The organism is Streptomyces sp. NPDC040545 (assembly GCF_055595065.1).
In genome coordinates, this window is sequence record NZ_JBVIWA010000001.1 from 145010 (window position 1) to 169566 (window position 24557).

Below are 24557 nucleotides of genomic sequence, written 5' to 3' on the forward strand. Positions count from 1 at the left end.
CCCGTCCGTGATGCAGTTCCTTCTGGCGTTCATCGTGGCCGCACCGCTCCTCGGCTCCGCCGCGGCGCTCCTGCCGGCCCCGCCCGGCCTCAAGGGCAAGAGCCCCGAACAGGCCGTGCTCCGCCACGGCGTGACCGTGACCGGCGTGATCCTCGCCGCGGCCGTCGCCCTCACCCTGGGCTTCGACCACGACGCCCCGTCCCGCATCCAGGCGACGACGGACATCAGCTGGATCCAGGCGCTGAACGTCCGGATCCACCTCGGCGTCGACGGCATCTCGCTCCCCCTCCTCCTGATGACCGCGCTGCTGTTCTTCCTCTGCGCGCTCTACAGCTACTTCAAGCTCCCCGCCGGCCCCTCCCCGAAGGCCTTCGTCGCGCTGCTCCTCGTCCTGGAGTCCGGCACCCTCGCGACCTTCGCCGTCCTCGACCTGCTGCTCTTCTTCCTCGCCTTCGAGATGGTCCTCATCCCGATGTACTTCCTCATCGCCCGCTGGGGCGGCGCTCAGCGGCAGGCCGCCGCCTGGAAGTTCATCCTCTACACGCTCCTCGGCTCCGTCGTCATGCTGCTCGGTCTGCTCCTGATCGGACTGAGCAGCGGCACTTTCGACATGGTGACACTGGCCTCTGACAACGGCCGCGAACTGTCCCACACCACCCAGCTCCTGGCCGTTCTCGCCATCGGCATCGGCCTCGCCGTGAAGACCCCGATGTGGCCCCTGCACAGCTGGCTGCCGGACGCCCACACCGCCGCGCCCACCGTCGGATCCGTCCTGCTGGCCGGCGTCCTGCTCAAGATGGGCACGTACGGCTTCGTCCGCATCCTGCTGCCCATCACCCCCGACGGCATGGCCACCTTCGCCCCCTACCTGGGCGCCTTTGCCGCCGTCGGCATCGTCTACGGATCGCTCGCCTGCCTCGCGCTGGCCCGCAAGGGGAACAAGGGCGACCTCAAGCGCCTCATCGCCTACTCCTCCGTCGGCCACATGGGCTTCGTCCTCCTCGGCATCGCGAGCATGACCCCCACCGGCGTCAACGGCGCGCTCTTCGCCAACATCGCCCACGGCCTGATCACCGGCCTCCTCTTCTTCCTGGTCGGCGCCCTCAAGGACCGCTACGGCACCGCCGACCTCGACACCCTCGCCGGAGCCACCGGCGCCGCCCTCTACGGCCGCGCCCCCCGCTTCGGCGCGCTCCTCGCCTTCGCCGCCGTCGCTTCCCTCGGCCTGCCGGGCCTGGCCGGCTTCTGGGGGGAGATGCTGGCCCTCTTCGGCGCCTTCGACCCCGCCCAGGGCCTCTCCCGCCCCGCGTTCCTCACCTACGTGGCCGTCGGCGCGTTCGGCACCCTGCTCACCGCCGCCTACCTGCTGATCGTCGTACGGCGCGTCTGCATGGGAGACCCGAAAGCCGGTCCCGAGCTCGCCGTCGCGGACGTCCAGCGCTACGAGTTCGCCGCCTGGACCCCGCTCGTCGCCCTCACCGTCCTCGCCGGCCTGTGGCCCGCTGTCCTCCTCGGCCTCACCGACCCGGCCGTCCAGAAGCTCCTCGCAGGAGGCAATTCATGACGGCCATGACGGCCCTGACGGTCCTCTCCGCCGAGGCCCCGAGCCTGGTCCAGTCCGTCGACTGGCTCGCCATCGCACCCGTGGTGATCACCGCCGCCGTCGGCCTGGTCGTCCTCGTCGCCGACCTGTTCCTCGCCGAGCGCCGCAAGCCGGTCCTCGGCTGGATCTCGGTCGCCGGCCTCGCCGCCGCGACCGCCACCCTGCTGCCCCTGCGCGCCGGTGACCGCGCCACCTTCTGCCTCACGGGCGACCCGGCCGCCTGCAGCTACGTCGCCGACCACTTCACCCTCGTCATCCAGTTCCTGGTGCTGGCCGGAGCCCTGGTCACCGCCCTGGTGTCGGTCACCGCCGTCCGCGACGCCCGGATGCCGGCCGGTGAGTACTGGTTCCTGCTGCTCTCCTCCGCCGCCGGCGCGGCCCTGCTGCCCGCCTCCCGCGACCTCGCCACCCTGATCGTCGCGCTCGAAGTCGCCTCGCTGCCCGCCTTCGCCCTCGTCGGCATGCGCCGCGGCGACCGGCTCTCCTCCGAGGCCGCCCTGAAGTTCTTCCTGTCCTCCGTCACCGCCACCGCCGTGTCGCTGATGGGCGTCAGCTTCGTCTACGCCGCCACCGGCTCCCTGCACCTCACCCAGGTCGCCGGCCGCCTCGAAGACGTCCCCGGGCAGCTCGACACGCTCGCCGTGGCCGGTGTCACCCTCACCCTCGTCGGCTTCGCCTTCAAGACCGCGGCCGTCCCCTTCCACTTCTGGGTCCCCGACACCTACGTCGGCGCCCCCCTGCCCATCGCCGGCTACCTCTCGGTGATCGGCAAGGCCGTCGGCTTCACCGGCCTCATCCTCGTCACGGTGATCGCCTTCCCGGCGTACTCCGACATCTGGGGCCCGGCCCTGGCCGTCCTCGCCGCACTCACCATGACCGTGGGCAACGCCGCCGCCCTGCGGCAGTCCCCGGACCGCCCGAACAGTGCCGTCCGGCTGCTCGCCTGGTCCTCGGTCGGCCAGGCCGGCTACCTGTTGGTCCCGATCGCCGCGGCCGCCTACTCCGGGCGCGACCAGATCGGCTCCACCGTCGCCTACGCCCTCATGTACGCCGCCGTGAACCTCGGCGCCTTCGCCGTGGCCGCCCTGGTCGCCCGGAGCAAGCCGCTCCACCGGATCAGCGACTACCGCGGGCTCTACGCCGAGCGCCCGCTGGCCGCCCTCTCCCTGGGCTTCTTCCTGCTCTGCCTGGCGGGCCTGCCCCCGGGCATCATCGGGCTCTTCGCCAAGGTCACCGTCTTCCGGTCCGCGGTCGACGCGGGCCTGGGCTGGCTGGCCGTGGTCATGGCGATCAACGTCGTCATCGCCCTGTACTACTACCTGCGCTGGACGGCCCTGCTCTTCCGCACCCCCGAGGGCGCGCACACCCGTACGCGCGCCCCCTGGCCGGTGGCGGCGGCCATCGTCGTCACCGCGATCACGGCGGTCGTCGTCTCGGCCGCCCCGGAACTCGTCCTGCGCGTCACCTCGGGCAGCCTCTTCGCGCAGTAGCCCGCCCGTGTAGCCCGTACGGAGTAACGCCCGCCGTGGCCGAGCCGCCCCCGGCAAGGGGCGGCGGCGGGCGGCCGCCACGCCACGCCCTGGGAACCTGACGCCCTCACCTCGCGTTGACCAGGAAGGGAGGGTCCACTGGACCGTAGACCCTCAAATCCATGACGGGCTCCCCTGCCGCACCACTTGGAGGGCGTACCGTGCACCGCCGGCACAACGGGCTGAAGACCGCCGTACTCCTCGGCGGGCTGTCCGCACTCATCATCCTCATCGGAAGCTTCTTCGGACGGGGCGGCCTCATCATCGCCGTCCTCGTCGCCCTCGGGACGAACGCCTACGCGTACTGGAACAGCGACAAGCTGGCTCTACGCGCGATGCGCGCCCGCCCCGTGAGCGAGTTCGAGGCTCCACAGCTCTACCGCATGGTGCGCGAGCTCTCCACGTCCGCGCGCCAGCCGATGCCACGCCTGTACATCTCACCCACCGAGGCCCCCAACGCCTTCGCCACCGGCCGCAACCCGCGCAACGCCGCGGTCTGCTGCACCGAGGGCATCCTGCGCATCCTCGACGAGCGCGAGTTGCGCGGGGTCATCGGCCACGAGCTCAGCCACGTCTACAACCGCGACATCCTGATCTCCTCGGTGGCCGGCGCCCTCGCCTCGGTGATCATGTTCCTGGTCAACTTCGCCTGGCTGATCCCGGTCGGCCGGTCGAACGACGACGAGGGCCCCGGCCTCCTCGGCATGCTGCTGATCATGATCCTGGGCCCCCTGGCCGCCTCCGTGATCCAGCTGGCCATCAGCCGCTCGCGCGAGTACGAGGCCGACGCCTCGGGCGCCCAGCTCACCGGGGACCCGCTCGCCCTGGCCAGCGCCCTGCGCAAGCTCGACGCGGGCACCAAACAGCTCCCGCTGCCCCCGGAGCCCCGGCTGGAGGCGGCGAGCCACATGATGATCGCCAACCCGTTCCGTCCGGGTGCGGGCCTTTCTAAGATGTTCTCCACACACCCTCCGATGGCCGAGCGCATCGCCCGGCTCGAACAGATGGCAGGCCGCCGCCAATGAAGACAATCCTCAACATCATTTGGCTCATCCTCAGCGGCATCTGGCTGTTCCTGGGCTACCTCCTCGCGGGTGTGCTGCTCTGCATCACCATCATCGGTATCCCGTTCGGCATCGCCGCCTTCCGCATCGCCGTCTACGCCCTCTGGCCCTTCGGCTACACCACGGTCGAGCGCCACGACGCGGGCGCACCGTCCTGCATCGGCAACGTCCTGTGGCTGGTCCTGGCGGGCTGGTGGCTGGCCCTGGGCCACATCGTCACGGGCATCGCCCTCTGCGTCACGATCATCGGTATCCCGTTCGGCATCGCCAACTTCAAGATGGTCCCGCTCTCCCTGCTCCCGCTCGGCCGCGAGATCGTCCCGACGGACGCGCCGTTCGCCTCGCGCTGACACGGCCGCCGTCGCCGTGGACGCCGGCACACACCCCGCCCGCAAGCCGACCGATCGGCCTGCGGGCGGAGTTGTCCACAGGCCCGGGCGGCTGTCGGTGGGGTGCGTCACCATGAAGGCATGAACGAGACCGAGCAGTTGCTGGAGCAAGTCACGGACCGCGTGCGCAACTCCGCACGCAGGCACGAGCGGCACCGAAGGACCCCGCCGAGGCCGCTGGACACCAGGGAGATCGCCCGCGCCGAAGCCATACTCGGCTTCACCCTGCCGCCCCTGCTCGCCTCGCTCTACACACACGTAGGCGACGGCGGATTCGGCCCCGGTCAGGGGCTGCTGCCGCTGCGTCAGGCAGTGCTCGCGTACGGGGAACGGCGGTCCTCCGGGTGGCGCTGGCCCGAAGGCGTACTGCCCGTGGCCGACTTCGGGTGCGCAATGGACGCCTGCGTGGACTGCCGGTCCGACACCGCCCAGGTCCTGCTGTTCGACCCGAATCCGGGGGAGCCCGAGCTCGCCTGGTACCTCGACGCCCCGAGCCTGGCCGGCTGGCTGAGCGGCTGGCTCGACGGCACCGCCTGGTACTGCGACGAGTCGCCGGCGGGGGAGGAGTACGACCTGGAGCCGACACCCTGGGACGGATTCAGATCCCGGATCTGAGCCGCCCCCGCACCCCGTAGACCAGTACGCCCACCGCCAGCACCGCCGCCCCCCAGGCCACCGAAGCCAGGGGCAGCGCACACGCCAGCACCACACAGCCGGACAGCCCGGCCACTGCCACGGCCCGATCCTTGACAGCTGAATCGAGAGTCCACGCGGAGGCGTTCGCGATCGCGTAGTAGGCGAGCACTCCGAAAGAGGAGAAACCGATCGCGCCCCGCAGATCGGCGGTGGCCGCCAGCACCGCCACGACCGCACCCACTGCCAGCTCCGCATGGTGCGGCACCTGATGCCGGGGATGTACGGCCGCCAGCGCGCGCGGCAGATGGCCGTCCCGGGCCATCGCCAGGACGGTCCGCGAAACCCCGAGCACGAGCGCCAGCAACGAGCCCAGCGCGGCCAGGGCGGCGCCCACCCGGACCACCGGGGCCAGTCCGGGCCGCCCGGCCGCCCGCACCGCGTCGGCCAGCGGGGCCGGCGACTGCGCCAGCCCTTCCGCGCCGAGCACCGACAGCGCCGCCACCGCCACCGCGGCGTACACCAGCAGCGCGATCCCCAGCGCGATCGGCACCGCCCGCGGGATCGTCCGCTGCGGGTCGCGCACCTCCTCACCCAGGGTGGTGATCCGGGCGTAGCCCGCGAAGGCGAAGAACAGCAGACCCGCACCCTGCAGCAGCCCGAAGACACCCCTGCCGGATCCGCCCAGCCGCCCCGGGTCGGCCGCCCCGGAGGACAGGCACACCACGACCACCCCGGCCAGCACCGCCAGCACCGCGGCCACGATCAGCCGCGCGATGCGGGCCGACTTCTGCACACCGCCGTAGCTCGCGGCGGTCAGCGCCACCACCGCCGCGACGGCCACGGCATGCTGCCGCCCCGGCCACAGGTACGCCCCCACCGTGAGGGCCATGGCCGCGCAGGACGCGGTCTTGCCGATCACGAATCCCCAGCCGGCCAGATATCCCCAGAAGGGCCCGAGCCGCTCGCGCCCGTAGACGTACGTGCCGCCGGAGGCCGGATAGCGGGCGGCCAGCCGCGCCGAGGAGTGCGCGTTGCAGTAGGCCACGAGACCCGCCACGCCCAGAGCGGCGAGCAGGGCGCCGCCCGCCGCCTGCGCCGCGGGGGCCAGGGCGGCGAAGATACCGGCGCCCACCATCGCGCCGAGTCCGACGACGACGGCGTCGGACACTCCCAGGGTGCGCTTCAACTGGTCTTCCACGGGCGGAGGGTATCCCCGCTAGATGACGCCCTCCCGGCCGGGCAGTGGCGTCCGCGTGCGCTCCCAGCCCTCCAGAGCGGTCAGACAGGCGTGGTCCAGGTGGCGCAGCCCGCTCAGATCCAGCCGCACCGGCTGCCCGTGCGGCAGCGCGTCCAGGGCGTCGAGCAGCTTGGGCAGCCGCAGGAAACTGGCGTTCCCCAGGACCTGCACGCACAGCTCCTCGTCCTCCCACACCTCCTCGATGTGCACGTGGGAGGTCTCCCAGGCCGCCTTGGCGACGGCGAGCCCCAGCCCGATCAGCACCCCCTCGAAGAGATTGGTGACCACGATCGCCAAGGCCGTGACCACCAGCACCACCACCTCGCCCCGGTGCGTCCGCCACAACGCGGCCACCGCCCTGGCCGGCAGCAGCCTCCAGCCCGCGTGCAGCAGCACCCCGGCCAGCGCGGCCAGCGGCACACTCTCCAGAAGCCGGGGAAACGCCACGGCGAAGAGCAGCAGCCAGCCACCGTGCAGCACCCTGGCCGCGCGGGTCCGCGCCCCGGCCTCCACATTGGCGGCGCTGCGCACGATGACCGCGGTCATCGGCAGCGCGCCGAGCAGCCCGCACACGCTGTTGCCCACGCCCTGGGCGATGAGTTCCTTGTCGTACTCCGTCCTCGGCCCGTCGTGCATGCGGTCCACGGCCGCAGCGCTGAACAGCGTCTCGGCGGAGGCGATCAGCGCCAGCGCGACCACGGTCCCGGCCGCGCCGACCGAGGCCAGGACCCCGAAGCCGCCCCAGCCGGGCGGAGACACGGCTTCCAGCACGCCCGTCACCCGCACCTTCTCGACGGGCAGCCGCAGCAGGACGGCCACGGCGGTGGCGGCGGCCACCCCGACGAGCGCCCCGGGTACGATCCGCAGCCGCGCGGGGACCCGGCGCCAGGCAACCATGGCGGCGATCGTCCCGACCCCGAGCAGCACGGCGGCCAAGTCCGCCTGCGCCCCGAGCTCGTGCACCCCGCGCAGCTTCGCCAGGGTCTGCCCCGGAGCCTCCACGCCACTCAGTGCGTACAGCTGCCCGGAGATCAGCACCAGCCCGATCCCGGCCAGCATCCCGTGCACGACGGCGACGGAGATCGCCCGGAACCACCGCCCGAGCCGCAGCATCCCCATGCCCAGCTGCACCACACCGGCGGCCAGCACCAGCACCCCGAGCGCGGGCAGACCGTAGGCCTGCACCGCCTCGTAGACGAGCACGGTGAGACCGGCCGCAGGCCCGCTCACCTGGAGGGAGCTCCCGCGGAACCACCCGGTGACCAGCCCGCCGACCACCCCGGTGACGATCCCGAGCTCGGCCGGCACTCCGGAGGCGACCGCCACCCCGACGCACAGGGGTAGAGCGACCAGCGCGACGACCAGGGACGCCCCGAAGTCATCACGAAACGTGCCTGCCCCAGGCATGCGAGATCCCCCTGCCACGCGGTGATGTGATGACATCCAGCGTGGTGGGCGCAATCATCACGCCCCAAGTGCCCACAGGAGTCCGCGGTGGCGCGTGCGCCGCACACGCCCCGCACACACCTCCTTCGCGACGGCCGCGGCCCGGCGGTCGGTGAAGACCGCCGGGCCGGCGTGGGGCAGGTCGCGGAGCAGGGTCAGCGGTAGTTCACGAACTGGATCGCGAAGTCCAGGTCCTTGCCCTTGAGCAGCGCCTGGACCTCCTGGAGGTCGTCACGGCTCTTGGAGCTGACGCGCAGCTCCTCGCCCTGGACCTGGGCCTTGACGCCCTTGGGACCCTCGTCCCGGATGATCTTCGCGACCTTCTTGGCGTTCTCCTGGGAGATGCCCTCCTCGATCGTGGCGAAGATCTTGTACTCCTTGCCGGACAGCTGCGGCTCCCCGGCGTCCAGCGCCTTCAGCGAGATCCCGCGCTTGACCAGCTTGGTCTCGAAGACGTCGAGGACGGCCTTCACGCGCTCCTCGGAGTTCGCCTCCATCAGGATCTTCTCGCCGGACCAGGCGATGGTGGCGCCGGTGCCCTTGAAGTCGTAGCGCTGCGAGAGCTCCTTGGCGGCCTGGTTGAGGGCGTTGTCGACCTCCTGCCGCTCGACCTTCGAGACGATGTCGAAACTGGAGTCGGCCATGTGCTGTGGCTCCTTGAAGTCGGTTGTGATCACCCCGGAGGGCGCGGCCGGACATGCCCGGCCCGCTCGGCAAAGCCTAGCCACCGCGCCCACCCCCAGCGCTGATCAATCCGGTGGTGAAGCACCCCCGGTCATCAGGTATCGTTTACGTCGTTGCCAGGGAGCGCCGCCGCAAGGCGGAAAAAATGGCAGCAACTCTTGGCGGTGTGCCCGAGTGGCCAAAGGGAGCAGACTGTAAATCTGCCGGCTCAGCCTACCCAGGTTCGAACCCTGGCGCCGCCACGCGAGTGGAACCCCCGTTCATCTGTGGAATCACAGTGAGCGGGGGTTCTTTCGTTGCCTGGCGACCACGCCTGCGACCGTGGCCCGGACACAAGACGGGACCGCTCCTCGAAATTGCTCCGGTCAGATGAACTACTCACCTGACTGGGCCACAGCCCCGGCCCTGCCAGCGCCACGGCGACGCCGTGGCCAGGTCGGATGGGCGGCGCGTGACGCACGCACCCCTCCCATCGCATCCCGCGGCAGCCCTCGGCGCCGGCGGGTAAGGAAGCCATGAACCTGAACCATCAGTCGGCGACGATTCAACGGCCCCGGGGGCGTTCCCGGGTTCTGCTCGCCTCCATCGCCGCTGCCGCGGCCCTCACCGGCCAGTTGATCGCGTTGGCTCCGGCCGCGTCCGCGGACGGGCCCAAGCCGCCGGGCCACCAGAACATGAAGCCCGTCGAAGGCAAGAAGCACGCGCTGTCCGAGCACGACAAGCACAAGAAGCACGCCCCCCTGGTCATCCACGGCCTGCGCCAGTTCACCTCGGACAACACCTTCACCCCGCCGCCGGGCGTCACGTCGGTCTTCGTCCAGGCATGGGGCGCCGGCGGTGGCGGCGGCGGTGGCGGCGGCTCCGCGCGCAACAACGGTGGCGGCGGTGGCAACCCGAACAACCCGAATAACCCGAACAACCCGAACAACGGGGCCGATGGCACCGCCGACGCGGATGCCGCCGCCGCGCGCAACAACACCGGTGGTCACGGCGGTGGCGGCGGTGGCGGCGGCTTCACCTGGTGCGTCATCCCGGTCACCCCCCTGGCCGACTACGGAGTGGACGTCGGCACCGGCGGCGCCAACGGCCTCGGCGGCGCACCGGGTGCCAACGGCACCGCAGGCACCGCGGGCACCACCACGTCGCTGACCGTGGCGTCGAGCAACACCGTGCTCCTCACCGCCACCGGTGGCACCGGCGGCGGTGGCGGCGGCGCGGCGGACCGCGGTCCCGGCGAGCCCGGCGCGCCCGGCGTGGGCGGCAGCGGAACGTGCTCCTCGGGCGGCGTCAACCGCAACGGTGACCCGGGCAACCCCGACGGCACCGGCGGCGGCACCGCGGACGGCATCGTCCAGCTCCCGGACGGCACGGCCGTGGGCGGCGACGGCGGCCGCGGCGGCGGCACCAACCGGGCCATCGGCAACTCCGGCTCCCGCGGCAAGGACGGCGGCGACGGCTACGTAGTCATCTACTGGTAGCCGCACCTCCGTACAGGCGCGCCACAGCACCGACCGGAAGCCCGTCCCGCCCGCCACCACGGACGGGCGGGCTTCCCACCGTCGCCCGACGGCGCACCGCCCACGGCCGCAACGTCGGCGGCTCGTGTTCGTTCACCAGGGGTGAAATGGACATCTGACACGCGCGGGAAGGTCGGCGGCGGGGTGCTCATGGCCCTGCTCGGCGCAGGGATCCCGGCTCTGGTGGGAGCGGCCCTCCACACGGACGTGGGGGAGCCCTACCAGGAGACCCGGCTGTACTTCGGCACCCAGCGGCCCGACGGCCGCGACCCGGTCGAGGAACGCGAGTTCATGCGGTTCCTGGACCTGGAGATCACCCCCGCCTTCCCCGAGGGGCTGACCCTCCACGACGGGTACGGCCAGTGGCGCGGCCAGGACGGCAAGATCGTCCGCGAGACCTCGTACGAGGTGGTCCTGCTCTACCCGGAGAAGGAGGCCGACGAGCGCAGCACGCGCATCGAGCGGATCCGGCAGGCGTACGAGGACCGGTACCAGCAGGACTCCGTCGGCCGGTCCGACGACAAGGTCAGCGCCGGGTTCTGAACGGCCGGGCCGCAGGGCTGCGGGGGGCCGCCGGGCCGTCGTGACGCCGGACTGCCGTGGCGTCGGCCTCAGTTGCCCGCCACGTCCTTCACGGCCACCTGTACCGGCGTCGAACCGGAGACCAGCTCCAGGGTCAGGCCCGCCGTCGCCGGTGTCTCGATCAGCTCGGCCAGCACCGCCGCCACGTCGTCGCGCGGGACGGACCCGCGGCCCGTCCGCGCCTCCAGACGGACCAGGCCCGTCCCGGCGTCGTTGATCAGCGTGCCGGGGCGCAGGATCGTCCACTCCAGGCCCAGCCGGGTCCGTAGGTGGTCGTCGGCCTCGCCCTTGGCCCGCAGATACACGTCGAAGACCTCGTCACCCTCGTGGTGCGCGTCCGCGCCCATCGACGACACCATCAGGAACCGGCGCACACGGGCCCGTTCGGCCGCATCGGAGAACAGCACCGCCGCGCCCCGGTCCACGGTGTCCTTGCGCCTGATGCCGCTGCCGGGCCCCGCGCCGGCCGCGAACACCGCCACGTCCGCGCCCTGCAGGATCCCCGCCACGTGCTCCACCGTGGCCGACTCCAGGTCGCAGAGCACCGGCTCGGCGCCCGCCTCCCTGAGGTCGTCGCCCTGTGCCGGGTCGCGGATGATGCCCGCGACCTCGTACCCGCGCGCGGCGAGCAGGCGCTCCAGCCGCAGCGCGATCTGACCGTGTCCACCCGCGATGACGATGCGCATGACCCGACCGTACGACGAGCCGGGCCCCGACGCCCGCGAGGGGACGCCCGACTTCAGGGCCCCGCCTCCGTACGGCCCTGCCGGGGCAGGTCCAGAGCCACCGCGACGGCCGAGTCGCAGTATTCCCGTACGGCACTCGTACGGGCTACCACGCGCCCGCGATGGATCACGATGCGGCTGTAGGCGAGGGACAGCACGCCCGCGATCCGGTCCCCGCGTACGGCGAGCAGCTCCGCCGGGAAACCGGCCTCCACCCGGACCTCCGGCAGGCCCATGGCCTCGCGGGCGCAGCCGCTGACGGACTCGTACGCCTCGGCCGCCCGGAGCCCTCCCTGGGAGGCCAGCAGGTACGCGGCCTCCAGCGGATCCCCGCGGCCGACGGGGTTCCCCGCGTCCCGCAGCGCCCCGCTGCCGGCCGCGACGCGCACACCGGCGGCCCGCAGCAGCCGGACGGGGGCGGTTCGCAGGCCGCGGCGTTCCAGGGCCGCGCAGTCGCCCTGGGGCAGACAGGTGACCCGTACGCCGGCCGCGGCCAGCTGGTCGGCGGCGCGGGCGGCCGCGTCCATCGGGAGCCGGGACAGGCCGCCGCAGGGTCCGACGGTCACTCCGGGGCGCAGCCCGCCGGCCATCGCCGCGAGCCGGGCGAGGCGGCCCGGGTCGTCACCGTCCGTGTGCAGATCCACGGGGCAGCCGTGCTCTGCGGCGAGTTCCAGGACGGCCTCGAGGAAGCCCGTCGGGTCCGGGTCCAGGTCCGGGCAGCCGCCGATCACGGAGGCGCCCATCTTGACCGCGTCCCGCAGCATGGCCAGCCCGTCCGCGCCGGCCACCCCGGTCAGCAGGCGGGGTACGGCCACGGCGGTCAGGTCGGCGAGCCCGCGCAGGGAGCGGCGGGCCTGGAGCACGGCTTCCATGGGGCCGAGGCCGTGCACGTCGCCGATGCGGACGTGGGAGCGGACCGCGGTGGCGCCGTGGCCGAGCTGGAGCAGGGCGGCCTCGGTGGCCCGGCGCTGGACCTCGTCGGGGGCGTAGGAGACGGGCCCCTCGGCGTCGGCGGTCAGCGCGGTGTCCCCGTGGGCGTGCGGCTCGGCGGGGGCGGGGAGCAGCAGGTAGCCGGTCAGGTCCACCCGGGCCGGCGCGGGGGAGGGGAGGCTGCCCGCGGTCCCGACGGCCTGGATCCGGCCGCCGCCGAGGCGGACGTCGACCGTACGGCCGTCGGTGAGGCGCGCCCCGGCGAGCAGCAGGGTGGTGGCCTCGGCTGCGGCCGCGCTGCGATTTCCGCCGAAGGGCGCTGGGAACGGCTGCTGCGGCTGGCTGTCGGACATCGCGCTCCTGCGGTGGCTCGGGCGGTTCCTGGAGCCGTGGCCCGCGGCCCAAGATCACGCAGCGTGCTCCGAGCCTAGGGCGCGGCGCACCCTGCTTCGCGGAAGAGCGCAATAGTCGTACCGGTGTGGTGCCACGCGCCGGAGCGCACGCGCGTGCGCTACGGGCTCCACGGCTCCCATCGGCGGGCGCCGGACTGTGAGCCCGCCCACAATCCGCCCGAGAAGTGGGGCGGAAGTGATCGGTGGGTTGATCGAGAGTGGCGCGCAAACCCCCTCGGAGCCCTGTCCCCGCAAAGGATTTGGGCGATCGGCAGGCAACCGTGTAATGTCTTCATCGCTCGCCCCAATAGCTCAGTCGGTAGAGCGTCTCCATGGTAAGGAGAAGGTCTGCGGTTCGATTCCGCATTGGGGCTCTGGTGAGAGAGGTTCCCCACCCTCGGGTGGGGAGCTGATCACATCAAAGCGGCGTAGCTCAGTCGGTAGAGCAAGCGGCTCATAATCGCTGTGTCACCGGTTCAAGTCCGGTCGCCGCTACACACAGTAGCCGATTGCGGGGTCGGTCTCCCGGTCGGCTACTCTTGTATGCGTTCATCCGTCCCAATTTCCGTCAAGGAGCACTCACGTGGCTGCCACCGACGTCCGCCCGAAGATCACGCTGGCCTGCGTGGAGTGCAAGGAGCGGAACTACATCACCAAGAAGAACCGGCGTAACAACCCGGACCGTCTTGAGATGAAGAAGCACTGCCCGCGCTGCAACTCGCACACCGCGCACCGCGAGACCCGCTGACCCTAGCGAAGTCTCGAACAACAGGCACCGTCATGAGGTCGTCCCCTTCATCGGGGGGCGGCCTTGTGTCGTTTCCGTGCCCGTTCCTGTCTTTGTTCTTCCGTCATTCGTGTCCCTTCAACAGGAGGTAGTGAGTCATGGCTCTCGACCAGTCCTTCGTGGGGCGGAGCTACCCGCCCACCGATCCGTACGAGGTCGGCCGGGAGAAGATCCGCGAATTCGCGGCTGCGGTGGGTGACACCAATCCCGTCTACAGCGATCCCGAAGCCGCGAAGTCGTACGGCTACCCCGATGTGATCGCTCCGCCGACTTTTGTGTTTGCGATCACTTTTAAGGCCGCCGGCCAGGTCGTCGAAGACCCGCAGCTGGGGCTGGACTACAGCCGCGTCGTGCACGGTGACCAGAAGTTCGCGTACTCCCGCCCGGTGCGTGCCGGTGACCGGCTGTCGGTGGTCTCCACCATCGAGTCCGTGAAGTCGCTCGCGGGCAATGACGTCATCGACATCCGCGGCGAGGTCCACGACGAGACCGGCGAGCACGTGGTGACGGCGTGGACGAAGCTCGTCTCCCGCGCCCCCGAGGAGGCCTGACATGGCAGCGCAGATCCAGTACTCCGACGTCGAGGTCGGCACCGAGCTGCCGGCGGCGTCCTTCCCCGTGACGCGCGCCACGCTCGTCCAGTACGCGGGTGCCTCGGGCGACTTCAACCCGATCCACTGGAACGAGAAGTTCGCCAAGGAGGTCGGACTGCCGGACGTGATCGCGCACGGCATGTTCACCATGGCGGAGGCGATCCGCGTGGTCACCGACTGGACCGGAGACCCGGGCGCGGTCGTCGAGTACGGCGTGCGCTTCACCAGGCCGGTCGTGGTCCCCAACGATGACCAGGGCGGGCTGATCGAGGTCACCGCGAAGGTCGCCGCGAAGCTGGACGACAACCGCGTGCGGGTCGACCTGACGGCCATGAGCGCGGGCCAGAAGGTCCTGGGCATGTCCCGCGCGGTGGTCGAACTGGCCTGAGCCGACAAGGCGAAGCAGGCGGGGCGGGCGGGGGTACCTGGGTGGTGCTCCCGCCCTTTTTGCTGGGCGGGGTGGGGGTGGGTCGGTCGGGCGGGGGCTTCGGGGGGCGGGAGCTGCTCGGGCGGAATCAGGGATGCGTATGGGGTTTCCCGTCAGTCCCATCGTCTCTCCGTGTCGGGCCGGTCCCTCAAGGGCGCTCCTCCTTCGTCGTCGCGTCGCTTCGCGATGGCCTTCGGCCACCCTTGACCGACCGTCCCGCCCCGGACATACGAAGACTGCCGGGAAACCCCCAAAGGAACGGGCCGGGCACTCAAGGATCAGGACGGGGCGGTCAGACACGCGCGAGGAGATCCCGGCCGGCACGACCGACAGACGGGGCCCATGGCAGCCGGCTGCCAATGTCGGGGGAAGCGCGTCCGATCGCTACGCGCTCCCCATCTCCCAGCGTCCGCAGACCGTCCTGGGCTGGGCAGAGGCCGCCTCAGATCGCTACGCGCTTCTCCCTGACCGCGACCGACGGCCGTCAGGGGCTGAATGCTCGCTATTCCGTCGTGGAGCCGGGTCAACGCGAGCATCGCCCCACAAGTCCATGCCCAAACAGGGATAATTGGGGCAAACGCTCGACTTTTCTGCCCACCCACGTGCGCTGACCCGCATCCACGACGAAATAGCCGCAGTTTCGCGCTTCTCCGCCACGGACAGCCGGCAGACGCCTCCCATGAGCAGCGCCCAAGGCTCGTGGGCGGCCTATGTCCAGCCCAGGATGGCCTGTGGTCGCTGAGAGATGAGGAGCGCGTAGCGATTGGACGCGCTTCCCCCGCCCCGGCAGGCCTCTCCTGTGGGCCCCGCCTCCTGCTCGTCCCTGACGCCCGACCCGCCCGAAGGTCTCTGATGTGCCCGTCCCTGGAAGTATCGACCGGCCCGTTCCTTTGGGGGTTTCCCGGCAGTCTTCGTATGTCCGGGGCGGGACGGTCGGTCAAGGGTGGAGCGCAGCGACATCGCGAAGCGACGCGACGGAGGAGCGCCCTTGAGGGACCGGCCCGACACGGAGAGACGATGAGACTGACGGGAAACCCCCATACGCATCCCTGATTCCGATCGAGTGGCTCCCGCTCTCCGCCTCCCCGCCCCGCCCCGCCTCCCCGCCCCGCCTTCACTCCTTGACATAGTTAGTGATTGGCCAATAACTTTGTCTCATGGTCAGGATGAGCGCAGACGAGCGGCGTGAGAGCGTCATTCGCGCGGCGGTGCACGAGTTCGCGCGTGGGGGTTACTACGGGACCTCCACCGAGGCGATCGCCAAGCGGGTGGGTGTCTCGCAGCCGTACCTCTTCCGGCTCTTCCCCAGTAAGCAGGCCATCTTCCTGGCCGCCGCCGAGCGCTGCCTGAGGGAGACGCGCGACCTCTTCGCCGCCGCCGCCGAAGGGCTGCAGGGGGAAGAAGCCACGCAGGCGATGGCGAACGCCTACACCCGGCTGATCGCCGAAGATCCCGACAAGCTGCAGATGCAGCTCCAGATGTACGTCACCGTCGCCGCCGCCGAGGCTGCCGGGGACCACGAGCTCGGCGAGCTCGTGCGCAAGGGCTGGATGGAGCTCTGGGACACGGTCCACGTGCCCTTCGGCGGGGACATCGGCGAGACCACGACCTTCATGGCCTACGGAATGCTGATCAACACCCTCGCCGCCATGGGATTTCCGCCGGAGCACCGGGTCTGGGAAGGGCTCTATCCGACGGCGCGTGCCAAGCGTCGTCTGGAGAAGTGAGGGCGCGCGCGATCCGGTCGCGCGCATTTTCACGATCACGAAAGTTAGTCAGCAATAACTAACAACTCGCAGGGGGAAACCGTGCAGACGCAAGACACCAAGCTCCGGGGGCCCGCCGTCTGGGCCCTCGTCCTCACCGGCGTGGCCAGCTTCATGGCCGCACTCGACAACCTGGTCGTCACCACCGCCCTCCCCGCCATCCGCGCGGACCTCGGCGGCAAGCTGGAGGACCTGGAGTGGACGGTGAACGCGTACACGCTCACCTTCGCCGTCCTCCTCATGTTCGGTGCCGCCCTCGGGGACCGCTTCGGCCGCCGCCGGCTGTTCGTCGTGGGTCTCGCGGTCTTCACCGGCGCCTCCGCCGCGGCCGCTCTCTCGCCCGGCATCGACGCGCTCATCGCCGCCCGCGCCGTGCAGGGCGTCGGCGCGGCGATCATGATGCCGCTCACGCTCACCCTCCTCACCGCCGCCGTTCCGGCCGCCCGCCGCGGCATGGCCCTCGGGATCTACGGAGCCGTCACCGGCCTCGCCGTCGCCAGCGGCCCCCTCATCGGCGGCAGCCTCACCGAGCACATCTCCTGGCAGTGGATCTTCTGGCTCAACGTGCCGATAGGCCTCGCCCTGATCCCGCTCGCCCGCCTGCGCCTCGCCGAGTCCACCGCCCCCGGTGCGCGCCTCGACCTCCCGGGCACCCTGCTCATCAGCGGCGGCCTCTTCGGCATCGTCTACGCCCTGGTCAACGCCAACTCCGAGGGCTGGACCAGCGCCCCCGTCCTGACCGGCCTGATCGTCGGCAGTGCGCTCGTCGGCGGCTTCATCCACCACGGCTTCAACAACGCCAACCCCATGCTGCCCATGCGGCTCTTCCGTGACCGCGGCTTCCTCGGGATCAACCTGGCCAGCCTGCTCATGTTCCTCGGCATGTTCGGCTCGATCTTCCTGCTCAGCCAGTTCCTCCAGGGCGTCGCCGGCTACTCGCCCACCGAGGCCGGTCTGCGCATGCTCCCCTGGACCGGAATGCCGATGATCGTCGCCCCGCTGGCCGGGATCCTCTCCGACCGCATCGGCGGCCGTCCCGTCGTCGCCGCCGGGCTCGCGTTCCAGGCCCTCGGTCTCGGCTGGTTCGCGGCGATCCTGAGCGCGGACGTGTCGTACGCGGCCCAGCTCCCGCCGCTGATCCTCAGCGGCATCGGTATGGCCCTCTACTTCGCCCCCGCGGCCAACGTCCTGATGTCCACCGTCGCCCCGGCCGACCAGGGCAAGGCCTCCGGCACCAACAACGCGCTGCGCGAGGTCGGCGGAGCCCTCGGCGTCGCGGTCCTGGCCTCCGTCTTCTCCTCCCAGGGCGGCTACGAATCCCCGCAGGCCTTCACCGACGGCACCATCCCCGCCCTGTGGATCGGCGCCGGCGCGGTCGCCCTCGCCGCCGCCCTGGCCCTGCTGGTGCCCCGTAAGGCCAAGGCCGCCCCGGTGCCCGCCGGCCGGCCCACCGCCGTCCCGGACAAGGTCCCCGCCGCCGGCTGACCCCGCCCACACCCGACCGAGACCGCCAAGGAGCGCCCGCGATGCCCGACATCCCCTGGTCCACGCCCGCCCAGGCCGCCCCCGACGCCGAGGTCTACGTCATGGCCTCCCGCTTCGAGACCGCCACGCTCGCCGGCGCCGTCAAGTTCTTCCTCAAGGCGCCCGGCATCATCCTCCAGATCCGCAAGGCCCCCGGTGCCCACGGCGTCGCCCTGCGCGCCCGCGTCCTCAGCCGTACCTTCCTCACCCTCTCCGCCTGGGAGGACCGGGACGCGCTCCACCGCTTCGCCCGCAGCGAGCCCCACCGCACCAGCTCCCGCGCAGCCAGCGCGTACATGAAGGAATCGGCCTTCACCTACTGGACCGTGCGGGCCGGTGAGCTCCCCCTCACCTGGGCCGAGGCCGAACGCCGCCTCGCCGAGCAGAAGACGGGCCACTGACCCGGCCGGCAGGGGGGACGAGTGAGTACGGTCCGTGGCCCCGCAGGGATGCGAGGGGCACGGACCGTACTCTTGTCCACGTGCAGGAACTCCACGATGCCCCCCTCGCCCCGCTGACCACCTTCCGTCTCGGTGGTCCCGCCGCCCGCCTGGTCACCGCGACCACCGACGCCGAGGTGGTCGCCACCGTGCGCGCCGCGGACGAGAGCGGCACCCCGCTCCTGATCATCGGCGGCGGCAGCAACCTGGTCATCGGCGACCGGGGCTTCGACGGCACCGCCCTGCGCATCGCGACCACCGGATTCGACCTGGACGGGACGCGGCTGGAGCTCGCCGCGGGCGAGAACTGGAGCGACGCCGTCGCCCGCACCGTCGAGGCCGGCCTCGCCGGCATCGAGTGCCTCGCGGGCATCCCCGGCTCGGCCGGCGCCACCCCGATCCAGAACGTCGGTGCGTACGGCCAGGAGGTCTGCGACACCATCACCGAGGTCGTCGCCTACGACCGCACCAGCGGGGAAACGGTCACCCTGAGCGCCGCCGAGTGCGCCTTCCGGTACCGCAACAGCACCTTCAAGGACCAGCCCGACCGCTACGTCGTCCTGCGCGTGCGCTTCGCCCTGGAGGACGCCGGCGGCCTGTCCGCGCCGATCAAGTACCCCGAGACCGCCCGCGCCCTCGGCGTCGAGGCCGGCGACCGGGTCCCCGCCGCCACCGCCCGCGAGACGGTGCTGCGGCTGCGCGCCGGCAAGGGCATGGTCCTCGACCCCGCCGACCACGACACCTGGTCGGCCGGCTCCTTCTTCCACAACCCGATCCTGACCGACGAGGCCTACGCCGACTTCCTCGCCCGCGCCCAGGACCGCCTCGGCCCCGACACCGCCCCGCCCGCGTACCCCGCCGGCGACGGCCGTACGAAGACCAGCGCGGCCTGGCTGATCGACAAGGCCGGTTTCACCAAGGGCTACGGCACCGGCCCGGCGCGCATCTCCACCAAACACACCCTCGCCCTCACCAACCGCGGCGAGGCCACCACCGAGGACCTCCTCACCCTGGCCCGCGAGGTCGTCGCGGGCGTTCACGCGGCCTTCGGCGTCACCCTGGTCAACGAACCGGTGACGGTCGGCGTCAGCATCTGAGGAGCCCCGGCCGCCCATGCTCTGTCCCCTGCACGGGGCCGGTACGGACCCCACCCGTCTCGTGGGGCGCACGCTCAGCCGAGTCGTCGCGTCCTGGCACATCAGCGACGGCGAACGTTCCGAGGCGCCCCTCGACGTCTGGCTGATCGACAGCATCGGCGACACCATCCGGATCACCACCGGGTCCGACCAGTGCCTCATCGTCGAGTCCGCCACCCCGCACGCGGCGTACGACATGGGGGAGTGGGGCCGCATCGAGGTCGGCGAGGACCTCGGCGACCACCCCTTCCTGCGGCACCTCGGCGAGACCGTCGCCTCGGTCGCCGAGTTCGCCCTGCCCGAGCAGGGCCGCACCCACCTGGAGATCGGCTTCCTGGACGGCGGGCGGGTACGCGCCGACTGCTACGAGGGGGACCTGCGGCTCACCCGGTGAGCCAGTGGTCGATCCCCGCCAGCAGCTTGGCCTGCACCTCTTCGGGAGCCGCGCTGCCGCGCACCGACTGGCGGGCCAGCTCGGCCAGCTCCGCGTCCGTGAAGGCGTGGTGGCGGCGGGCGATCTCGTACTGGGCCGCGAGCCGGGACCCGAAGAGCAGCGGGTCGTCGGCGCCCAGGGCCATGGGGACCCCGGCCTCGAAGAGGGTGCGCAGCGGGACGTCCTCGGGCCGCTCGTAGACCCCGAGGGCGACGTTGGACGCCGGGCAGACCTCGCAGGTGATCTGCCGGTCGGCGAGCCGCTTGAGCAGCCGGGGATCCTCGGCGGCCCGCACGCCGTGCCCGATCCGGGAGGCGCGCAGATCGTCGAGGCAGTCGCGGACGGAGGACGGGCCGGTGAGCTCACCGCCGTGCGGTGCGGCGAGGAGGCCGCCCTCGCGGGCGATGGCGAAGGCCCGGTCGAAGTCGCGGGCCATGCCGCGGCGCTCGTCGTTGGAGAGACCGAAGCCGACGATGCCGCGGTCGGCGTAGCGGACGGCGAGGCGGGCGAGGGTGCGGGCGTCGAGGGGGTGCTTCATGCGGTTGGCGGCGATGAGGACCCGCATGCCGAGGCCGGTCTCGCGGGAGGCCGCGTCGACGGCGTCGAGGATGATCTCGACGGCCGGGATCATCCCGCCGAGCAGGGGGGCGTAGGAGGTGGGATCCACCTGGATCTCCAGCCAGCCGCTGCCGTCCCGTACGTCCTCCTCCGCGGCCTCGCGGACCAGGCGCCGGATGTCGTCGGGCTCGCGCAGGCAGGAGCGCGCGGCGTCGTAGAGGCGCTGGAAGCGGAACCAGCCGCGCTCGTCGGTGGCGCGGAGCTTGGGCGGCTCCCCGGCCGTGAGGGCGTCGGGGAGGCGCACGCCGTACTTGTCGGCGAGCTCCAGCAGGGTCGATGGCCGCATCGACCCGGTGAAGTGCAGGTGGAGGTGGGCCTTGGGCAGAAGCGTGAGATCGCGTGCGTGCTCCATCTGGTGATCCTGCCGTACCGCTGCGCTCAGCGGGAGGGGGTTTTACCGATCGGGGGCTTGCGCGAACGCGTGAGCGGGGGCCGGGGCCGCTGCGCGGGATCCTCCGGGCACTGCCCGGACCCGCGCCTCAAACGCCGGCGGGGCTGAAAGAGCGCCTCAAACGCCGACGGGGCTGGATGTGGTCCGGCGGGGCGGGAAACGCCTGGGCGGCGGCACCCCCAGGGGTGCCGCCGCCCGGTTCGTGCTGCGGGCCGCGCGAGCCCTAGGCCTTGGCCTCCGCCAGGAGCTTCTGGATGCGGGACACGCCCTCCACCAGGTCCTCGTCGCCCAGGGCGTAGGACAGGCGCAGGTAGCCGGGGGTGCCGAAGGCCTCGCCCGGGACGACCGCGACCTCGACCTCGTCCAGGATCAGGGCGGCGAGCTCGACGGAGCTCTGCGGGCGCTTGCCGCGGATCTCCTTGCCGATGAGCTCCTTGACCGACGGGTACGCGTAGAACGCGCCCTCGGGGGTCGGGCAGAAGACGCCGTCGATCTCGTTCAGCATCTTCACCATCGTCTGGCGGCGGCGGTCGAAGGCCTTGCGCATCTCCGCGACCGCGTCGAGGTTGCCCGAGACGGCGGCCAGCGCGGCGACCTGGGCCACGTTGGAGACGTTGGAGGTGGCGTGCGACTGCAGGTTGGTCGCCGCCTTGATGACGTCCTGCGGGGCGATGACCCAGCCCACGCGCCAGCCGGTCATCGCGTACGTCTTGGCGACGCCGTTGACGATGATGCACTTGTCGCGCAGGGCGGGGACCAGCACCGGCAGCGAGGTGAACTTCGCCTCGCCGTAGACGAGGTGCTCGTAGATCTCGTCCGTCAGCACCCACAGGCCGTGCTCGGCGGCCCACTCGCCGATCGCGCGGGCGTCGGCCTCGCTGTAGACCGAGCCGGTCGGGTTGGACGGGGAGACGAACAGGACGACCTTGGTGCGCTCGGTGCGCGCGGCCTCCAGCTGCTCGACGGAGACGCGGTAGCCGGTGGTCTCGTCGGCGACGACCTCGACCGGGACACCGCCGGCGAGACGGATGGACTCCGGGTAGGTGGTCCAGTACGGAGCCGGGACGATGACCTCGTCACCCGGGTCCAGGATGGCCGCGAAGGCCTCGTAGATCGCCTGCTTGCCGCCGTTGGTCACCAGGACCTGCGAGGCGTCCACCTCGTAGCCGGAGTCGCGCAGCGTCTTGGCGGCGATCGCGGCCTTCAGCTCGGGCAGACCGCCGGCAGGCGTGTAGCGGTGGTACTTGGGGTTGCGGCAGGCCTCGACCGCCGCCTCGACGATGTAGTCCGGGGTCGGGAAGTCGGGCTCGCCGGCACCGAAGCCGATCACCGGGCGCCCGGCGGCCTTGAGGGCCTTGGCCTTGGCGTCCACGGCGAGGGTGGCGGACTCGGAAATGGCGCCGATACGGGCGGACACCCGGCGCTCGGAGGAAGGCGTTGCAGAGGTCATGTGGGCAATCGTCCCAGACGGCAAAGAACCGCCGCACACCGTTTCAGTCAACGGACCGGCGCATGTCAGCTCAGGTGCTGTTCGACGTCACGGCCCGGTTCACGTACACTCACCTGTCGTTGGACCTCGCCAGCCGCTGCAAAGCGTGAGCACTCCGTGCACTCGCTCGGATGCGGTAGGTTGGGGGACGCAAAGGGTCGTAGCTCAATTGGTAGAGCACTGGTCTCCAAAACCAGCGGTTGGGGGTTCGAGTCCCTCCGGCCCTGCTCCACACTCCATCTCGGACGTGTGTGCGCAGGTACGTACTTATGCAACGCCGTGCGGCGCAACCGGGCGCGGTACGGCCACGACCCGGATTCAGGTGAGAGACGTGACGGACGCCCTGGGCTCCATCGACATGCCTGACGCCGAGGACGAGACGCGCGAGAAGAAGGCCCGCAAGGGCGGCAAGCGTGGCAAGAAGGGCCCCCTGGGCCGGCTCGCGCTTTTCTACCGCCAGATTGTCGCGGAACTCCGCAAGGTTGTTTGGCCGACTCGCAACCAGCTCACGACGTACACCACCGTGGTGATTGTCTTCGTGATCATCATGATCGGTCTGGTAACCGTGATTGACTTTGGGTTTGAAAAAGCCATCAAGTTCGTCTTCGGCTGATCCCCGCGGAGGGCGGCGCCTTGATGGTGTCGCCCGTTTTCGCATGTTCCACCACCTTTTGTATCCAGGAAGAAGCAGCCACCGTGTCTGACCCGAACCTGAACGCGAGCCACGACTCCGTCGAGTCCGTCGAGGACGAGCTCGACATCGTCGAGGCGGCGGACGCTGTGGAGCCCGACGAGGCCGAGCTCGCCGACGTCGAGGCGGGTGTCGCCGCCGAAGAGGCCGCGATGCACGTCGAGTCCGACGAGGACGAGGACGACGCCGAGGTTGACGCCGAGGTCGAGGTCGACGCCGAGGTCGAAGAGGCTGCTGACGACGCCGAGGCCGACGAGGAAGAGGCCGAAGAGGCCGCGCCGGTCGAGCCCGCCGAGCCCGTCGACCCCATCCAGGCCCTGCGCGAGGAGCTGCGCCTGCTCCCCGGCGAGTGGTACGTGATCCACACCTACGCCGGCTACGAGAAGCGCGTGAAGGCCAACCTGGAGCAGCGCGCCGTCTCGCTGAACGTCGAGGAGTTCATCTACCAGGCCGAGGTGCCCGAGGAAGAGATCGTCCAGATCAAGAACGGCGAGCGCAAGAACGTCCGGCAGAACAAGCTGCCCGGTTACGTTCTCGTCCGTATGGATCTGACGAACGAGTCCTGGGGTGTCGTCCGCAACACGCCTGGCGTCACCGGCTTCGTCGGCAACGCGTACGACCCGTACCCGCTGACCCTGGACGAGATCGTCAAGATGCTCGCCCCGGAGGCGCAGGAGAAGGCCGCCAAGGCCGCCGCGGAAGAGGCCGGTCTGCCCGCGCCCGCCGTCAAGCGCACCATCGAGGTCCTGGACTTCGAGGTCGGCGACTCGGTCACCGTCACCGACGGCCCGTTCGCGACGCTGCAGGCGACCATCAACGAGATCAACCCCGACTCGAAGAAGGTCAAGGGCCTCGTCGAGATCTTCGGCCGCGAGACCCCGGTCGAGCTCAGCTTCGACCAGATCCAGAAGAACTGATCTTCTGAGCGACAGCTTCCGGACAGGTCAGATCGCCCCGTGAAGGGCGGTCTGACCTGCTCGGTTTTTAGCCCCGCACCGATACCCGTTATCGTGGTGCGGTATGCCTCCATCCGGATGACCGGATGGGCGGCTGAAAACTCTCACTAGGACCCGGAGAGAGCAATGCCTCCCAAGAAGAAGAAGGTCACGGGGCTTATCAAGCTCCAGATCAAGGCCGGTGCGGCCAACCCGGCTCCGCCGGTCGGCCCCGCGCTCGGTCAGCACGGCGTCAACATCATGGAGTTCTGCAAGGCCTACAACGCCGCGACCGAGTCGCAGCGTGGCATGGTCGTGCCGGTGGAGATCACGGTCTACGACGACCGCTCCTTCACCTTCATCACCAAGACTCCGCCGGCCGCGCGCCTCATCCTGAAGCACGCGGGCATCGAGAAGGGCTCCGGCGAGCCCCACAAGACCAAGGTCGCCAAGCTCACGGCTGCCCAGGTCAAGGAGATCGCCGAGCTGAAGATGCCCGACCTGAACGCCAACGACATCGACGCCGCCGTCAAGATCATTGCCGGCACCGCGCGTTCGATGGGCGTCACCGTCGAAGGCTGATCCAGCCACCC

The 24557-nt window shown here is 71.0% G+C and carries 25 protein-coding genes and 4 tRNA genes; 22 read left to right on the forward strand and 7 right to left on the reverse strand.

The window, feature by feature from the left end; all coding sequences use genetic code 11:
* Positions 1-10: 10 nt before the first annotated feature.
* From ACZ573_RS00705 to ACZ573_RS00725, 5 genes are all read left to right on the forward strand, one after another.
* Complete coding sequence (locus tag ACZ573_RS00705; protein ID WP_471298983.1) at positions 11-1564, forward strand: complex I subunit 4 family protein; 1554 nt, start codon at positions 11-13, stop codon at positions 1562-1564.
* The gene (locus ACZ573_RS00710; protein WP_471297454.1) at positions 1561-3093 is read left to right on the forward strand and encodes an NADH-quinone oxidoreductase subunit N; all 1533 of its coding nucleotides are present in this window, start codon (positions 1561-1563) and stop codon (positions 3091-3093) included. The genes ACZ573_RS00705 and ACZ573_RS00710 overlap by 4 nt, the downstream gene beginning before the upstream one ends.
* A gap of 200 nt (positions 3094-3293) precedes the next feature.
* Entirely contained in the window at positions 3294-4157 is an 864-nt protein-coding gene (gene htpX, locus ACZ573_RS00715) for a zinc metalloprotease HtpX (protein ID WP_471298986.1), read from the forward strand.
* Positions 4154-4546, forward strand: coding sequence for a YccF domain-containing protein (locus ACZ573_RS00720; RefSeq protein ID WP_189733420.1), 393 nt, complete (start codon positions 4154-4156; stop codon positions 4544-4546). The genes htpX and ACZ573_RS00720 overlap by 4 nt, the downstream gene beginning before the upstream one ends.
* Before the next feature lie 120 nt (positions 4547-4666).
* Positions 4667-5200 (forward strand): SMI1/KNR4 family protein, encoded by a 534-nt coding sequence (locus ACZ573_RS00725; protein ID WP_471297457.1) that lies wholly within the window; start codon positions 4667-4669, stop codon positions 5198-5200.
* On the opposite strand, the gene ACZ573_RS00730 is transcribed toward ACZ573_RS00725, so the two are convergent.
* The 3 genes from ACZ573_RS00730 to ACZ573_RS00740 form a co-directional block, all read right to left on the reverse strand.
* Positions 5184-6419: an APC family permease gene (locus ACZ573_RS00730; RefSeq protein ID WP_471297459.1), complete on the reverse strand. Its 1236-nt coding sequence runs from the start codon at positions 6417-6419 to the stop codon at positions 5184-5186. The two genes, ACZ573_RS00725 and ACZ573_RS00730, sit on opposite strands and share 17 nt — an antisense overlap.
* An 18-nt stretch (positions 6420-6437) precedes the next feature.
* Entirely contained in the window at positions 6438-7865 is a 1428-nt protein-coding gene (locus tag ACZ573_RS00735) for a SulP family inorganic anion transporter (RefSeq protein ID WP_471297461.1), read from the reverse strand.
* A gap of 194 nt (positions 7866-8059) precedes the next feature.
* Entirely contained in the window at positions 8060-8548 is a 489-nt protein-coding gene (locus tag ACZ573_RS00740) for a YajQ family cyclic di-GMP-binding protein (RefSeq protein WP_030009008.1), read from the reverse strand.
* Between the two features lie 200 nt (positions 8549-8748).
* Here ACZ573_RS00740 and ACZ573_RS00745 point away from each other — a divergent pair.
* From ACZ573_RS00745 to ACZ573_RS00755, 3 genes are all read left to right on the forward strand, one after another.
* Positions 8749-8830 (forward strand) — tRNA-Tyr (locus ACZ573_RS00745).
* Positions 8831-9103: 273 nt separating this feature from the next.
* Positions 9104-10066: a hypothetical protein gene (locus tag ACZ573_RS00750; protein WP_471297463.1), complete on the forward strand. Its 963-nt coding sequence runs from the start codon at positions 9104-9106 to the stop codon at positions 10064-10066.
* A gap of 141 nt (positions 10067-10207) precedes the next feature.
* Entirely contained in the window at positions 10208-10648 is a 441-nt protein-coding gene (locus ACZ573_RS00755; protein ID WP_471297464.1) for a DUF3574 domain-containing protein, read from the forward strand.
* A 68-nt stretch (positions 10649-10716) separates the two neighbouring features.
* Here ACZ573_RS00755 and ACZ573_RS00760 read toward each other — a convergent pair whose 3' ends face one another.
* Together ACZ573_RS00760 and ACZ573_RS00765 are read right to left on the reverse strand one after the other, a co-directional pair.
* The gene (locus tag ACZ573_RS00760) at positions 10717-11373 is read right to left on the reverse strand and encodes an SDR family oxidoreductase (protein WP_471297466.1); all 657 of its coding nucleotides are present in this window, start codon (positions 11371-11373) and stop codon (positions 10717-10719) included.
* 53 nt (positions 11374-11426) lie between these two features.
* On the reverse strand, positions 11427-12695 hold the full coding sequence (locus ACZ573_RS00765; RefSeq protein WP_471297468.1) for an amidohydrolase family protein: 1269 nt from the start codon (positions 12693-12695) through the stop codon (positions 11427-11429).
* A gap of 340 nt (positions 12696-13035) precedes the next feature.
* Between ACZ573_RS00765 and ACZ573_RS00770 the strand changes: the two genes are divergently transcribed.
* From ACZ573_RS00770 to ACZ573_RS00815, 10 genes are all read left to right on the forward strand, one after another.
* Positions 13036-13108, forward strand: a tRNA-Thr gene (locus tag ACZ573_RS00770).
* Between the two features lie 48 nt (positions 13109-13156).
* A tRNA-Met gene (locus ACZ573_RS00775) sits at positions 13157-13229 on the forward strand.
* An 88-nt stretch (positions 13230-13317) separates the two neighbouring features.
* A complete protein-coding gene (gene rpmG / locus ACZ573_RS00780; protein WP_003956487.1) occupies positions 13318-13482 on the forward strand; it encodes a 50S ribosomal protein L33 in 165 nt (54 codons plus the stop codon).
* A 137-nt stretch (positions 13483-13619) separates the two neighbouring features.
* Positions 13620-14072 (forward strand): MaoC family dehydratase N-terminal domain-containing protein, encoded by a 453-nt coding sequence (locus ACZ573_RS00785; RefSeq protein ID WP_189733406.1) that lies wholly within the window; start codon positions 13620-13622, stop codon positions 14070-14072.
* A gap of 1 nt (position 14073) precedes the next feature.
* Complete coding sequence (locus ACZ573_RS00790) at positions 14074-14502, forward strand: MaoC family dehydratase (RefSeq protein ID WP_351162437.1); 429 nt, start codon at positions 14074-14076, stop codon at positions 14500-14502.
* Positions 14503-15698: 1196 nt separating this feature from the next.
* Entirely contained in the window at positions 15699-16268 is a 570-nt protein-coding gene (locus ACZ573_RS00795; protein ID WP_471297471.1) for a TetR/AcrR family transcriptional regulator, read from the forward strand.
* Positions 16269-16349: 81 nt separating this feature from the next.
* Positions 16350-17792, forward strand: a complete 1443-nt coding sequence (locus tag ACZ573_RS00800; protein WP_471297473.1) for a DHA2 family efflux MFS transporter permease subunit — start codon at positions 16350-16352, stop codon at positions 17790-17792.
* 41 nt (positions 17793-17833) lie between these two features.
* On the forward strand, positions 17834-18232 hold the full coding sequence (locus tag ACZ573_RS00805) for a DUF3291 domain-containing protein (protein ID WP_471297475.1): 399 nt from the start codon (positions 17834-17836) through the stop codon (positions 18230-18232).
* Positions 18229-19368: a UDP-N-acetylmuramate dehydrogenase gene (locus ACZ573_RS00810; RefSeq protein ID WP_471298988.1), complete on the forward strand. Its 1140-nt coding sequence runs from the start codon at positions 18229-18231 to the stop codon at positions 19366-19368. The genes ACZ573_RS00805 and ACZ573_RS00810 overlap by 4 nt, the downstream gene beginning before the upstream one ends.
* Before the next feature lie 16 nt (positions 19369-19384).
* On the forward strand, positions 19385-19801 hold the full coding sequence (locus ACZ573_RS00815; protein ID WP_030011236.1) for a hypothetical protein: 417 nt from the start codon (positions 19385-19387) through the stop codon (positions 19799-19801).
* Here ACZ573_RS00815 and ACZ573_RS00820 read toward each other — a convergent pair.
* A complete protein-coding gene (locus ACZ573_RS00820; RefSeq protein ID WP_471297477.1) occupies positions 19791-20810 on the reverse strand; it encodes an adenosine deaminase in 1020 nt (339 codons plus the stop codon). The two genes, ACZ573_RS00815 and ACZ573_RS00820, sit on opposite strands and share 11 nt — an antisense overlap.
* A gap of 262 nt (positions 20811-21072) precedes the next feature.
* On the reverse strand, positions 21073-22299 hold the full coding sequence (locus ACZ573_RS00825) for a pyridoxal phosphate-dependent aminotransferase (RefSeq protein ID WP_383514196.1): 1227 nt from the start codon (positions 22297-22299) through the stop codon (positions 21073-21075).
* Positions 22300-22492: 193 nt separating this feature from the next.
* On the opposite strand from ACZ573_RS00825, the gene ACZ573_RS00830 reads away from it, so the two are divergent.
* The 4 genes from ACZ573_RS00830 to rplK all read left to right on the forward strand — a co-directional run bounded on the left by ACZ573_RS00830 (position 22493) and on the right by rplK (position 24546).
* A tRNA-Trp gene (locus ACZ573_RS00830) sits at positions 22493-22565 on the forward strand.
* Positions 22566-22669: 104 nt separating this feature from the next.
* Positions 22670-22951: a preprotein translocase subunit SecE gene (secE, locus tag ACZ573_RS00835; RefSeq protein ID WP_189733391.1), complete on the forward strand. Its 282-nt coding sequence runs from the start codon at positions 22670-22672 to the stop codon at positions 22949-22951.
* Between the two features lie 83 nt (positions 22952-23034).
* Positions 23035-23946: a transcription termination/antitermination protein NusG gene (nusG, locus tag ACZ573_RS00840; protein WP_373042814.1), complete on the forward strand. Its 912-nt coding sequence runs from the start codon at positions 23035-23037 to the stop codon at positions 23944-23946.
* A 165-nt stretch (positions 23947-24111) separates the two neighbouring features.
* On the forward strand, positions 24112-24546 hold the full coding sequence (rplK, locus tag ACZ573_RS00845) for a 50S ribosomal protein L11 (protein WP_030008445.1): 435 nt from the start codon (positions 24112-24114) through the stop codon (positions 24544-24546).
* Positions 24547-24557: the final 11 nt, after the last annotated feature.